The 12,870-nt window shown below is 61.9% G+C and carries 12 protein-coding genes; 3 read left to right on the forward strand and 9 right to left on the reverse strand.

The window, feature by feature from the left end:
* Window positions 1–394: 394 nt before the first annotated feature.
* Genes AC0NIE_RS25065 through AC0NIE_RS25075 form a run of 3 tightly spaced genes read left to right on the forward strand, consistent with a single transcriptional unit; the run spans window position 395 to window position 2,475 of the window.
* A complete protein-coding gene (locus AC0NIE_RS25065) occupies window positions 395–1,375 on the forward strand; it encodes a glycosyltransferase family 2 protein (protein WP_473489306.1) in 981 nt (326 codons plus the stop codon).
* Complete coding sequence (locus AC0NIE_RS25070; RefSeq protein WP_473489305.1) at window positions 1,350–2,042, forward strand: class I SAM-dependent methyltransferase; 693 nt, start codon at window positions 1,350–1,352, stop codon at window positions 2,040–2,042. The genes AC0NIE_RS25065 and AC0NIE_RS25070 overlap by 26 nt, the downstream gene beginning before the upstream one ends.
* Window positions 2,035–2,475 (forward strand): GtrA family protein, encoded by a 441-nt coding sequence (locus tag AC0NIE_RS25075; RefSeq protein WP_473489304.1) that lies wholly within the window; start codon window positions 2,035–2,037, stop codon window positions 2,473–2,475. Before AC0NIE_RS25070 ends, AC0NIE_RS25075 begins: the two co-directional genes overlap by 8 nt.
* Here the strand turns inward: AC0NIE_RS25075 and AC0NIE_RS25080 are convergent.
* The 9 genes from AC0NIE_RS25080 to AC0NIE_RS25120 form a co-directional block, all read right to left on the reverse strand.
* A complete protein-coding gene (locus AC0NIE_RS25080) occupies window positions 2,472–3,104 on the reverse strand; it encodes a hypothetical protein (RefSeq protein WP_473489303.1) in 633 nt (210 codons plus the stop codon). The two genes, AC0NIE_RS25075 and AC0NIE_RS25080, sit on opposite strands and share 4 nt — an antisense overlap.
* Complete coding sequence (locus tag AC0NIE_RS25085; RefSeq protein ID WP_473489302.1) at window positions 3,091–4,254, reverse strand: hypothetical protein; 1,164 nt, start codon at window positions 4,252–4,254, stop codon at window positions 3,091–3,093. Before AC0NIE_RS25085 ends, AC0NIE_RS25080 begins: the two co-directional genes overlap by 14 nt.
* A 112-nt stretch (window positions 4,255–4,366) precedes the next feature.
* The gene (locus tag AC0NIE_RS25090) at window positions 4,367–6,358 is read right to left on the reverse strand and encodes a glycoside hydrolase family 127 protein (protein WP_473489301.1); all 1,992 of its coding nucleotides are present in this window, start codon (window positions 6,356–6,358) and stop codon (window positions 4,367–4,369) included.
* Window positions 6,359–6,385: 27 nt separating this feature from the next.
* The gene (locus tag AC0NIE_RS25095) at window positions 6,386–7,243 is read right to left on the reverse strand and encodes a carbohydrate ABC transporter permease (protein ID WP_473489300.1); all 858 of its coding nucleotides are present in this window, start codon (window positions 7,241–7,243) and stop codon (window positions 6,386–6,388) included.
* Complete coding sequence (locus tag AC0NIE_RS25100) at window positions 7,243–8,169, reverse strand: carbohydrate ABC transporter permease (protein WP_473489299.1); 927 nt, start codon at window positions 8,167–8,169, stop codon at window positions 7,243–7,245. The genes AC0NIE_RS25095 and AC0NIE_RS25100 overlap by 1 nt, the downstream gene beginning before the upstream one ends.
* A 386-nt stretch (window positions 8,170–8,555) precedes the next feature.
* The gene (locus AC0NIE_RS25105; protein WP_473489298.1) at window positions 8,556–9,809 is read right to left on the reverse strand and encodes an ABC transporter substrate-binding protein; all 1,254 of its coding nucleotides are present in this window, start codon (window positions 9,807–9,809) and stop codon (window positions 8,556–8,558) included.
* 59 nt (window positions 9,810–9,868) lie between these two features.
* Window positions 9,869–10,924 (reverse strand): LacI family DNA-binding transcriptional regulator, encoded by a 1,056-nt coding sequence (locus AC0NIE_RS25110; protein ID WP_473489297.1) that lies wholly within the window; start codon window positions 10,922–10,924, stop codon window positions 9,869–9,871.
* 430 nt (window positions 10,925–11,354) lie between these two features.
* On the reverse strand, window positions 11,355–11,750 hold the full coding sequence (locus AC0NIE_RS25115; RefSeq protein ID WP_473613747.1) for an MAPEG family protein: 396 nt from the start codon (window positions 11,748–11,750) through the stop codon (window positions 11,355–11,357).
* A gap of 542 nt (window positions 11,751–12,292) precedes the next feature.
* Window positions 12,293–12,829 carry a hypothetical protein gene (locus AC0NIE_RS25120; RefSeq protein ID WP_473489296.1) on the reverse strand — a complete coding sequence of 179 codons (537 nt, stop codon included), beginning with the start codon at window positions 12,827–12,829 and terminating at the stop codon, window positions 12,293–12,295.
* Window positions 12,830–12,870: the final 41 nt, after the last annotated feature.

Genomic DNA, 12,870 nt, shown 5'->3' on the forward strand with positions numbered 1-12,870 from the left:
CACCATCTATTGCTCCGATGTGGCTTGTGCAATGGCAGAAGTCGCAAGCGGGATAGATCGGCCAGCAGAGATCGGCGTTAGGCGGCATGATCGAAACGGTGCGTCAAAGGCTGCTTCGCGCCAGGTTCGGACTGGTCGACAACCTCTTTGATGCCGTGTCTCGATCACATGCGGACGTTCGATTGCGGTAACGCCGCCTATGTCCGTTCCACTCATGAACATCACCTGCCCGAAACCGCTAAATTTAGCGATTTCTTGGGTATCCTTGGAACTTTGTAGCTTGCGTTCCATTTTCAACGGCATGCGAGACTCTGTGATCCAAGGCATTAGGACTGCGGTGAACGAGTCGCCGCCGCGGTACTCGCTGGTCCTTCCCATATACAATGAAGAGCAGGTGCTGCCGCGACTGATCGAGCGGATCAGCTCGCTGATCTGCCGGTTGGACGGAGAGGCTGAGGCGATCTTCGTCGATGACGGAAGCCTCGATGGAAGCGTCGAATACCTTCGAAAAGTGGTCGCCGTCGAGCCGCGCTTCCGGCTGATCGAGCTTTCCCGCAATTTCGGCCACCAGGTCGCGATCACGGCCGGCATGGACGCTGCTGCGGGTGATGCCGTCATCGTCATGGATGCCGACCTGCAAGACCCGCCGGAGGTGGTTCTCGATCTGGTGGCGAAGTGGAAGGAAGGCTTCGAGATCGTCTATGCCCGCCGCGTCAAGCGTGAGGGCGAATCCTGGTTCAAGCGCTTTACGGCGAGCCTCTTCTACCGTCTGCTGGAGAAAATGACGTCGGTCGACATCCCGCGCGACGTCGGCGATTTCCGCCTGGTCGGCCGCAAGGCACTGGAAACCTTCAAGCAAATGCCCGAACAGGACCGCTTCGTCAGGGGCATGTTCGCCTGGATGGGCTTCAAGCAGACGGCGGTGCCTTTCGAACGTCCCGCGCGGACCCTTGGCCAGACCAAATACCCATTCTGGAAGATGATGCACCTTGCCGTTCACGGCATCGTCAGCTTCTCCGAGAAGCCGCTGCGCATCGCGTTGTGGGGCGGATTGGCCATCTCCGCGCTTGCGGTGGTGTTCGGTGCTTACGCTATCTTCGCCTGGATTTTTGAAACCGGCATCATTGCCGGCTGGACATCCACCGTGGTGATCGTGTCGCTCCTTTGCGGCATCAATCTTTTCATGACCGGCGTGGTCGGGCTCTATGTCGGCGGTATCCACGCCGAGGTCAAACGCCGTCCGCTTTACGTGATCGACAGGGTCGCCGGCTTCGACAAGGCAGTGCGTGCAACCACCCCGGGTGAGAGCCGTCGATCGTTTCGAAAACCCAGGAACGGAGCCTCGGCGGATGGCCGAACTCTTCGACAGCTATAAATCAAATTATGGAGAGGCGGTCGCAGGATCCATCCGGTTTTCCGGCCTCAGGCACGACTTCTTTCTTATCGCCAAAGCCGACCTGCTGCAGCGTCTTGTCGTCGAGCGAAGGCTTCGGCAGGATGGTGCCGGTGTGCGGGCGCTGGATGTCGGCTGCGGCGTCGGATCGCTCCACCCTTATCTCGAAGGCGTCTTCGAGAGCCTGGATGGCTGCGACGTCTCGGAAGAATCGATCCTGCGCGCCGGCCAGGACAATCCGCGTGTGAGCTACAGAGCCTGCACCACGCCGAGCCTGCCTTATGAGGACGGGGCGTTCGATCTGGCTTTCGCCAGTTGCGTCGTCCATCACGTTCCGCCCGTTTCCTGGCTCGATTTCTTCCGGGAAATGCGGCGCGTCGTGCGGCCGGGCGGCGTCGCCTGCATCATCGAGCACAATCCCTATAATCCGCTGACGCGTCTTGCGGTGTTGCGGTGTCCGTTCGATCAGGATGCGGTCCTGCTCAACGCTGCCAAGGCAAGGTCCCTCTTTCAGGAGACGGGATTCAGGGATATCCGATCCGAGCACTTCCTGCTGCTGCCGTCGGCCAGGCCCTTCGTCAGAAGACTCGAGCGCCTGCTCGCGCCCCTACCGCTCGGAGCCCAGTTTGCGTGCAGCGCGCATGTCTGAGGACCGTTCGACTGCCGGCGCCGGGCTGAAGCTGCTGGCGCGCTTCGGCTTGGTCGGCATCGCCGCGACGATCCTGTATGCCGTCCTGGCTGTCGCTTTGGTCGAATCGAAATGGATCGGCTTCTCGCCTGTCCAGGCGTCGCTTGCGGCTTACGCCATTGCTGCCGTGTTTTCGTATTTCGCCCACAAATCAGTAACCTTCATGTCGAGCGGATCGCACCGATCGGAAGCTGCGCGTTTTCTGCTGCTGACGGCGACAGGCTTCGCCGTGGCTTACGCGGCGCCGGCGCTTTTGACGGCGAAACTCGGGCTGCCGCCCATCATTGCCATTCTGGTTACATGCCTGCTTATTCCGGCGGTCAATCTTCTCATGCTCGACCGATGGGTTTTTGCGCAGCGAAGACCCGACCGGCACGGCGACCGCTCCACCTAATCCGTGTCAATCGCATCGAGCCGGAACGACACCAGCTTGATGGATCGCTTGTAGATGTTGCTGGCGGCCGGCGTTGGCGGAATGCCGTCGAGATAGTCGAAGGCGATTTCGAGTGTATCGGCCTTGCCAAGAGCCGGCGGTGGAACGACGAACGTGACCGTTCGTGGTTCTTTGCCAGACAGCGTCTCCGCATGCACCCGAAACCCGTTCACCGAGATCACCACCCTTTGCGTGATCTGCGGTGGACGAATGACGGCGGCCATTTGCAGCGTGGCCATCAGCCCGTTGCGCAGCGGCGGTATCTTCACGCGAAGCCGGGAGGTCTCCCCCACGGAATGGGTGCCGTCGGCAACGGGTCCCGACCAGCCGCAGACCTTTATGCTGGCTGCCAGTTTGGCGCCGTCGTTCCGGAACGATATCGTCTGGCCAAGTGTGTAGCTGCCGACGGCATCGCGATTGAGACAGGTGGTCGTCCGATCGATGTAATAGGCGCGATAATCGGCATTGACGTTTGGATTGAGAGCAAACGCAAGGATGACGGTCTCGGACCCGGCCAGAACTGCCACAAGTGCGTAGCCGCCGATCGAGGCGGCGCGTCTGAAAGGCTCCCAAATGTCAGACCAGGGCAAGGTAGCCTCCGATCCACGCCACAGTCATGAAATAGCAGGCGCCCAGGAAGAGAACCAAAGCCGCGAGCCAAATGAGCTTCGACGCCGACAACAGGACGACGAGCATCATTGTCAGAGGCGCAAGCCCAACGACATATCTGACCATCGAGGCCAGGTTGGTAATCAGCGGCAGGATAATACCGAGCGTGCAGAAGAGTGCCGCGCCATATTGCCTTCGAGCCGCCAGAACGGCCGACAGCGCCAATCCGGTGATCGCGGCGAGCGCGCTCCATTGCGGCGCCGTGGGCAGCCATCCGGTGGTCGGAACCGCTGAGAGCCCGTCCCATAGAAAGACCAGGGGATTGCCGGCCACCCGTCCGAACGCGCGCTGGACATGCAGGAACGCAAAGCCGTCCCCGACCGTAAGGTAAAGAAACAGGATGTAAGCGAACAAACCGGCGGGCGAGATGAGGACAGCGACCAGCAGATCCGGCCGGCCAAGCACCCAACGCGGGAAAGACAGCGTCGATCCGCCCTGCTGGCGGTGCTCCCTGAACATTTGAATGACGGTCGCAAATACGACGAAGACCCCGACGAGCCTGGTCGCCGACAGGAGCGCGGATGAAACGCCCGCGGCGAGATAGCTGGAGCGTTTGAGCGCCAGAAAAACGCACGAGGTCAGGAGCACGAAAAGCGGTTCGCTCAGGAAGGTCGTGAAGTGAAAGGAGAACGGGCCACTGAGCAGAAATGCGCAATACAGCACATAGGCCCGCATGTTTTTCTCCAGCAGCGGCCATGCGACCAGACAGGCGGCGTAGCTGCAGACAATGGAAGTGATGGTGGCGACCAGTATCGTAGGGAAAGGGAAAACAGACCGGATCGCCGCCACCAGCATCGGATAGAGCGGGAAGAAGCCCCAGCGACCGACATTGCTGTGGTCTGGAATGGGAAAGCGCTCGTAACCCTGTTCGCTGATGCCGATATACCAGGCGCAATCCCACCGACAAAGCGCGCGGGCATAGGCCGCGAAACCTGGTTCCTCCGACACCGAAGCAAATGCCGCATAGCGAATGGCCAGACCGCTGAGCACGAACAGCAGCGGCAACGCTGCGGCGGTCAGGACCATGACGCGAGCGCCAGCGCTCGGACGCGCGACATCTTCGAGCGCCAACTCTGCCTCCACCCATTCGAGTGGCTGGCGCCACTCTCCCCCTCTAAAATTAGCGCCGCCGGGGCAAATTCAAGACACCCCTTTCGTCGGCGGCATCATCTTCGTCCCCGGATCACGAGTCTCTCAGCCAGACCAGCATCTCGCCGGGATCGCGGTTGTCCCAGGCGAAATAGGGAACGGCGGTGACTTTTGCTTCCTCAACCGCCGGCGGTTCGGTGCGGTAGAGGCCGTTGTCCCAGCTCTCAAACGCCTCTTTCCTGGCCAGAGCCGAAAGCGTCACGACGCCGCCCAATAGGTTCGGCTGCTTATGCGCCTCGATGTTTGCCGTGCGTGGCAAGGCGATGCGGTGCAGCTGGCCGGCATTGTCGGTCTCCTCGACGCAATAGATCAACGGGCCGCGGGCAAGCGCGACGCGGCCGATGTCCTGCCGCACCTCCGGATTGGCATAGAGCCGGTCGACGGCCATTTCGAGCTCGAGCTCGACCTGGTCGCCCTTGCGCCACTCGCGCCGGATCGCGGCATAGCCGTCGCTGGTAACCGCCTCCAGATCGACCGCCTCCCCGTTTACCTTGAGCGCCGCCTTGCGGCACCAGGCCGGCAGGCGCAGGTGCAAGGTGAATGTCGTCGGCGCCTCGGGTTCGACGCCGATCGAGACTGCCCCGTCCCACGGATAATTGCTGGCCTGGGTCAGCTCTATGTGCCGGCCTGCGATATCGAAACGAGCCGTGCTGTTTCCATAGAGATGGACGGCGAGTGCGTCGTCGGACAGGCTGTAGAAATAGCTGCCGATCGAAGCGACCATGCGGCTGATATTGGGCGGGCAGCACGGGCAGCGATGCCACTTCCAGCGGTTGTGCTTCCCCCGGCTTTCCAGCGGATTTTCATAGAAGAACAGCGAGCCGTCGAGCGACAGGCCGGAGATCGAGCCGTTGTAGAGCGCCCGCTCCATCATGTCGGCGTAACGCGCATTGGGGCCCATGCCGAGCATGCGGCTCGCCCAGAACACCAATCCGACCGACGCACAGGTCTCGGCATAGGCGGTTTCATTGGGCAGATCGTAGTCTGCGGTAAAGCCCTCATTGTGCGACGACGGTCCAATGCCGCCGGTGACGTAGAGGTTCTTGGTGGTGAGATCGTCCCACAGCCGGTCGAGCGCCACCCGCAGCGTGTCGTCGCCATATTCGGTCGCGATATCGGCCATGCCCGAATAGAGATACATCGCCCTGACCGCATGGCCGACGACCTTGTCCTGATCGCGCACTGGCCTGTGCGACTGGCTGTATTCGTAGGTCTTGAAATGATAGGCTTTTGGGTCGGCACCGCGGGCACGCGCCTCCTCGTCGAAATAATGCGGCTCAAGCCCGCGCTGGTCGATGAAGTATTTTGCCAGGTCCATATATTTCTGCTCGCCGGTCACGCGCGCGAGCTTGACCAGCGCCAGCTCGATCTCCTCATGGCCGCAATAGCCCTTCCTCTTGCCGGGCTCGGGACCGAACGTCTCGGCGATATGGTCGGCATAGCGGCACATGATGTCGAGCAGCTTGCGTTTTCCCGTCGCCTGGAAGTAGGCGACCGCGCCTTCGATCAGATGGCCGGCGCAATAGAGCTCGTGGCAATCGCGCAGATTGGTCCAGCGCAAGCCGGGCTGGATGCGCTGGTACCAGCTCGACAGATAACCGTCGGGCTGCTGCAGTCTGCCGTACATGTCGATGACGGCGTCGATCTTCTTCTCCAGTTCGTCGTTGCGGCGACGGTAGAGCGAATAGGCGGCGGTCTCGATCGTCTTGCCCCAGTCGCTGTCCCAGAACATCTGGGTCGTCACCGTCGATCCGGTGAACTCGTTGCCGGCGGTGGCGGCCTCGTCCGGCGAGGGTGAGTGGAACGGAATGACGACGCCGGGCGATGGCCGGTCCGGATCGATCTGCTCCAGCATGCGCGCCTCGACGCAGCGGTCATACAGGATGCCGGCGGTCCTGGTGGCGACGGCATCGACGCGGTCGCCCCAGAAGCCGCGCACATCGACCTGCGGCACCGCCAGCGGACGGAAGGCGAGTTTCGGCTTGCCCGGCGTAGTGCCCTGAAGGGCCGATTGCGATGCGGTCATGAATTCACTCCGGTTCGATTCGATTGGTCACTTCACGGCCCCTGCCATCAGGCCGCGGATGTAGAAGCGCTGCAGCAGCAGGAAGAGCACCAGGCATGGCACCATCATCACGGTGACGCCCGCCTGCACCGCGCCCCAGTCGATGGCGCCGAAGCGGCCCGACTGCAGCGCCGTCATCATGATCGGCAGCGTGAATTTGGACTGGTCTGTCATCAGCACCAGCGCCGCCAAAAACTCGTTCCAGGCGCCGAGGAACGCGAACAGAGCGATGGTGACAATGCCCGGCCAGACCAGCGGCAGCATCACCCTGAGCAGCATGGTGACATTGTTGGCGCCGTCCATGCGGGCGGCTTCCTCGATCTCGCGCGGAACGGCGTCGAAGGCGTTGCGCATCATGAAGATCGAAAACGGCAGCTGCAGCGTGACATAGACGCAAACCAGCCCGGTCAGCGTGTTGTGCAGGCCGATCTTGGTCAGCACCAGGAAGATCGGCGTCAGGATCGATTGGAACGGGATCATGATCGTCGACAGGATGAGGACGAAGAGCAGGTTCTTCAGCGGAAAGCGGAAGCGGGAGAAGCCGTAGCCGGCCAGCACGCTGACGATCACCGACAGCACCACCGTCATGACAGAGACATAGATGCTGTTTTGCGCCGGCAGCCACAGCCCATCGCCGAACGTATTGAGCGTGGCGTAGTTCTCGACCGAAAAACCCGTCGTCGGCCAGGGCGGCAGCGGCGGCTGACGCGACTCCTGTGCCGGCTTGAACGCCGAAAGCACGGTCCAGACGATCGGCGCCAGGAACAGCAGCGAGGCGAAGATGCCCGTCGAGTGCTCGGCGATCTGCATGCCGATGCGGCGTTTACGGCTGCGTGCCTGCGCCATCAGTCAACGCCCTCCGGTTGGCGCAGCAGCCGCAGCTGGATAAGGCTGAGCGCGACCAGGATGACCAGCAGGATCATCGACAGTGCGGCGCCATAGCCGAGCTTGAACGACACGAACGACTGGTTGAAAATCCAGTAGACGGCGGTCAGCGTCTGGTTGCGCGGGCCGCCGCGCAGGATGATGTAGAACTGATCGAAGGCGAGCACCGAACCGGCAACCGACAGGATCAGCGCCAGCGCCAGCGTGCGGCGCATCAGCGGCAGAGTGATGGCGCGAAACCGCGCCAGCGGCCCTGCCCCGTCGATCATCGCCGCCTCCTGCAGATCCGGCGGGATGGATTGCAGGCCGGTCATCAGGATGATCATGGTGAAGCCCGCCACCTTCCAGACGACCATGGCGATGATCGACCAGAACGCCGGCTGGAACGTCGCCAGCAGATTGACCTTCTTCTCGGTCAGGCCGAGTTCGAAGGCGGCGGGGCTGAACAGGCCGGAATCGACATTCAGCAGCCACGACCAGAGCAGGCTGGCCGAGGCAAAACCGATGACGGCCGGCATGAAGAAGGACGTCCGGTAGAAGCCGGTCAGCGGCCGCGGCCTTTCGATGAACAGCGCCAGCGGAAAGGCGACGGCGAAGATCGCGATCGTCACCACCGCTGTGTAATAGCCGGTGAAACGCAGCGCGTTCCAGAACCTGGTATCGCGCAGGATTGCCCAGTAATTGTCGAGGCCAATGAAGGAGTGCGCGCCCATCAGCGGCCAGTTGTGCAGCGACATCCACGCCGTCATGCAAAGCGGGATGATGAAAAAGACGACGACAAGCGCGACGGCCGGCGCGACATAGAGCAGGCCGATCCACTGCCGACGACCGGCGCCGACCAGTTTGCGGCGACGGGCGGGTGCGGAGGTTGCTGCGATGGAGGTCATGCCTGGCCGCTCACTGGGTTCAGGGCAACCGCAACGGCAAAAGACCCCCTCACCCGGATTGCCAACCGAATTGCAAAGGGCAATTCGGGGCAATCCGACCTCTCCCCGAGGGGAGAGGAGGTCGCCAGCGTTGACGCCAGCCTCTTCTCCCCAGCGGGGAGAAGGTGGCCGCGAAGCGGCCGGATGAGGGGGTCTTTTCTCAATGCGATAGCCTTGCTGTTAGCGCGACGTCCCCCTCCTCCTTGAGGGGAGGGTCCGGCCGAAGGCCGGGGGTGGGGTCGCCTCTGACGCGCGCCGACAGAAAAAGAACGTCGAGCACTGCCGCAACGACCCCACCCGGACCTGCGGTCCGACCTCCCTCGAGGGGGAGGTTAAAGCTCGGCGCCTTACTGCTGCGGCGCCGAGTCGATGATCGACTGCATGGTTTCCTGCGCATTGGCGATGGCGCCATCAACGTCTTCGCCGAAGAAGACCTCGTTGACCATCTGGTTCCACGGACCGTTGGCGGAGTTGATCAGGTCGTTGAACACCACCGAATAGGGCGTGCGGCCCTTGGCCATGGCCTCTGCGGCGACCTTGTAGCGCGGGTCTAAATCCTTCAGCGCCTCATTGGCGATGTCGCCGCGCACGGGAAGGCTGCCGTATTTCGCCAGTATGGTCTGGCCCTCGAGCGAATAGGCGAAGTCGAGGAACTCCTTCACCACCGCGATTTTCGTGGTGCCCTTGGTGACGACGAAATTGTCGCCGCCGGCAAAGGACGACCAGCCGCCATCCTTGCCGGGCAGGAAGGTGACACCGTAGTCGATGTCTGGGTATTGGGTGTTCAGCGCGCCGATGGCGAAGGCGCCGGACGGCGAGATGCCGATATTGCCGGCGGCGAAGGCAGCAAAGAAGTTGGAGCCGGTGTCGGTCTGCGCGCCTGCCGGCACCAGATCCTTCTTGATCATCGAGCGGTAGAGGTCGATGGCGCCGCGCAGCTGCGGGCTGTCGAGCGTCGCCTTCGAGCCATCCTCGGTGAGGATGTCGCCGCCCGAGGCCCAGATCAGCGGCGTGAAGGTGAAGATGTTGCAGCCGCCGCAATTGCCGGAAAAATAGAAGCCTTTGATATCGCCGCCGAGCGCGTTGACCTTTTCGGCATAGGCTTCGATCTCGGCCCAGTTGGTCGGGCCCTTTTCAGGGTCGAGGCCGGCCTGCTTGAACAGTTTTTTGTTCCAGATCAGCACCGAGCTATCGGCGGAGAACGGCAGCCCGTAGATGCGGTCCTTGTAGGTACCAGTCTTGACGTGCGCCGGCGATAGGCTGTTGAAATAGGGCAGCGATTTCGCCCAGTCGGTGATGTCTTCCAGCTGGCCGGCGGCAGCGAAGGACGGCGTGTAGATCAGGTCGAGCGACAGCGCATCGGGTGCTGTGCCGCCGGCGGCGGCGGCGCCATATTTCGGGATGATCTCGGCATTGGGGATGATGTCCAGCTTGACCTGGTTCTCATGCCCCTTGTTGAAGGCATCGACGATGCGCGGCATGAAATTCGAGCCGTCGGCGCGCACCCAGATGTTGGCGGTCTCGGCGGCGGCCGGCCCGACTGTCGCCAGCGTGGAAAAAATGCTCGCGGCAAGGGCGAGTCCGGTAATCATGGTTTTCATGTTCTCCTCCTCATGTTTCTGTTTCCCTGCAACCGCGCTCCCCGCGCAGCGCTTTTGGTTTAGCCGTCCGGCGGACGGCCGCATGACTGACGCACCACCAGCCGGCACGGCAGTTTTCGGATGCCCGGCTCGGCGGGTTCGCCGCCGACGAGCGAAAGCAAGGTAAGGCCGGCCTCGCGCCCGAGTGCCGCCAGGTTCATGTCGACGGAGGTCAGCGGCGGGCGGGTTGCCTCGGCGACGATCTGCCAATTGTCGAAACCGATGACGCCGACATCGTCCGGCACATCAAGCCCGCGCTCGCGCAGTGCGTCGATGACGCCGCGCGCGATCTGGTCGTTGCCGCAAAACACGCCATCGGGCTTTTCGCCCTTTCCCTTGAAGAGTTGACCATCGAAGAGCTTCTTCACCGCCTCGTGGCCCCACGCTTCCGACCACGATCCGAGCAACGGTTCCATGACCGGCAAGCCTTTCTCGGTCAGCACGTCACGATAGGCTTGGGCCCGCGCGTGCACCACCGCAAAACTCGCTGGCCCGGTGACATGGGCAATGCAGCGCCGCCCAAGCCGGCAAAAGTGCTCGACCGCCAGGCGCGCGCCGCCGGCATCATCAGACACAAAAGCGATAGCGCCGGGATCGGGCTGGGTGAAGGCGTAAATCACGGGAACGCCGACATTGGAAAGATCGACCGGCAGATGGCGATCGATGCGCTTGCCGGTGGCGATGATGCCGTCGACGCGCTTGTCGAGCATGGCGTCGACATGCAGCTGGCCGAGCCGCTGGTCATCCTCGACATTGCACAAAAACACCGAGACGCCCTTGTCGACCAGCGCATCCGAAATGCCCGACATGACCGGCAGCGAAAAGCGGCCATAGGTGTCGTTGGTCAACAGCCCGACGGTGAACGAGCGCCGGCGCAACAGGCTCTGTGCCAGGCTGTTCGGCCGAAAGCCCAGCCGCTGCGCCGTCTCGCGAATGCGCTCGCGCGTCTCGGCGGTCATCCGCCCCTGCCCGTTGAGCGCTTTCGACGCCGTGGCCACGCTGACGCCGGCAAGGGCGGCCACCTCACGCAGGGTGACTGGGGTCTTGGCGGGCGCTGGCGAGGCGTCGGAAACCATGGTGCGCACTGAATTCCTTAGTTGGAAAAAGGTTTTCTCTTGTTACCCTGCGATGTGCTGATTGGCGAGGTCAGCGGATGCGGTGCGAGTTGGGAAAAGGTTTTCTCAGAAGAGATTAGGGGAAGGATGCGGGGATGGCAAGAGGGATAGATTTGGTTTGGGCGTGTCTGAGATTTCTTGCTGGGTGCCGTGATCTACGACCGCTTTGCGCCAAGAGCGGTCATCGCCGAACCACTACTCAGGCGTCGCGTTTGGGCCGAGAGCAGACCGGCAGCTTTGGGCTGCGAATATTCAAGATCGGACATTCAGGTTGGTGTGGGCATCGTCGTGACTGACCCAATGAGGTCGTTCGAGAGTTGTTCTTGGAACTTCCGCGATGGTCAAGGAAGCGGACGTCCCCGCAGCGGCGATCGGCATACGGTCACGACAGCTAAGGCCAGACTGACGCGAGCAAAAGAAGGATAATTCCAACGAACGCGGCGTTCCAGACGAGCGAGCGGAGCAAGGGAACGCCCGCTGCATAGAGTAGAAGGTAAACCAACCTGGCCGAAACATAGAGACCAGCTCCCCATTCGCTGAGAGCGCTCTCACGGCCGAGCAAGTGAACAAGGAAGACCGCAGCCACAAACACCGGAAACGTCTCAAGGAAGTTTCGAAGCGCTCTTTCCAAGCGCCCAGCTATGCCCGTGAGCGGGGGGACTTCGGCCTCACGGGAGCTGGCAGTCCACCGATAACCTCGCTGAAGGCTGGCTGCGTGGGAGGAGATAACAATTTGGATCAAACAGAGCACGCAGCTCGCCGCAAGCATTGCTAGCTCGAAGCTCATTCAACCCTCCCACCTGCCCATTCTTCATGGACTTTACCAGAACCCCGCGTTGTGTGCCTGCCGGCTGGCCAGGCTGATTGTCCACCGAGGTCGGGACAGGCATCCCGCATGGGGCACCAAGCGTTAGACTTCCACGACTAGATGAGATGGGCCGGCTGAGCTGCCTCGAAGCGAAACGTTGCCAAATGCAGAGCGGTTCGGGACCGGGGAGTTCCCGCTAACTGGCCCTGCCTGACGCAGGCACAACGCCAGAATGAAGGCGGCGGCGAGCAGCATGGCGACTAGTTCCCAGTTAATCCGGTAGATCATCGATCGTCTGCCGACATATCCGCGCCATTGCCTGGACAACCGCCAAGGCTGCCATTGTGCGTTTCGTCCTGCCTCCGTTGCGATAGTTGCCGTTCCGCTTGCCTTCAGGTGCGCCACCGCCCGCACCATGCATGCGACAGACTACGCTGCCCCTCACCGCTGGCGACCGACACTGGCAACCTGTCCGCTTCGATCGAGCATGACATCGAGGCGCTAGGTTCATGAGGTTGACGTTATTTTTTTCCGCCACCCTGCCCCCCATGCGAGACGTTGCCGACAATAGCTTGGCCGCCTTCGTTCACCGTGACGTGCTTCACCGTGACGTGCTGCTGGCCGCCCGTGCGGTATTTCTTTAGGGCTTCGACCTGGGCCGCGAATGTCCTGGTGAGCTTGTTGAACGCACGCTCGGCGCTGTCTTGCTGCGGGATAGTTTCGCAATGAGCAAGGCGGCGGGCGAACGTCATTGTCGCCATGTGCACCGCAGCCATCTGCGAAGCCAGCATAGCTTCGATCTGATCCTGCGGTTCAATGCCTTTCACAATCGAGGCGACAAAGGCCGTGCCCTGATCGTCTGGCGTTTTGCCGTGGCTGCCGACATTCACCAGCTGGCGCAGGAAGCCATTGATGAAATCTTCGTCCGATGATCCGAAGGCTTTCTGGGCTGCCGTATGGTCGATAGTGAGGGTGCTTCCGTCGATCTTTAAGAGGCGCGACGGCTTCGCTTGGTGCGCGTTATCTGCCGCGGGGAGGACTTTTGTTTTTGCCGTCATGGATTAGGCCGCCAATATTTCACGAATGCAATTCGCGGCAT

This window comes from Mesorhizobium sp. WSM4842 (assembly GCF_055901575.1).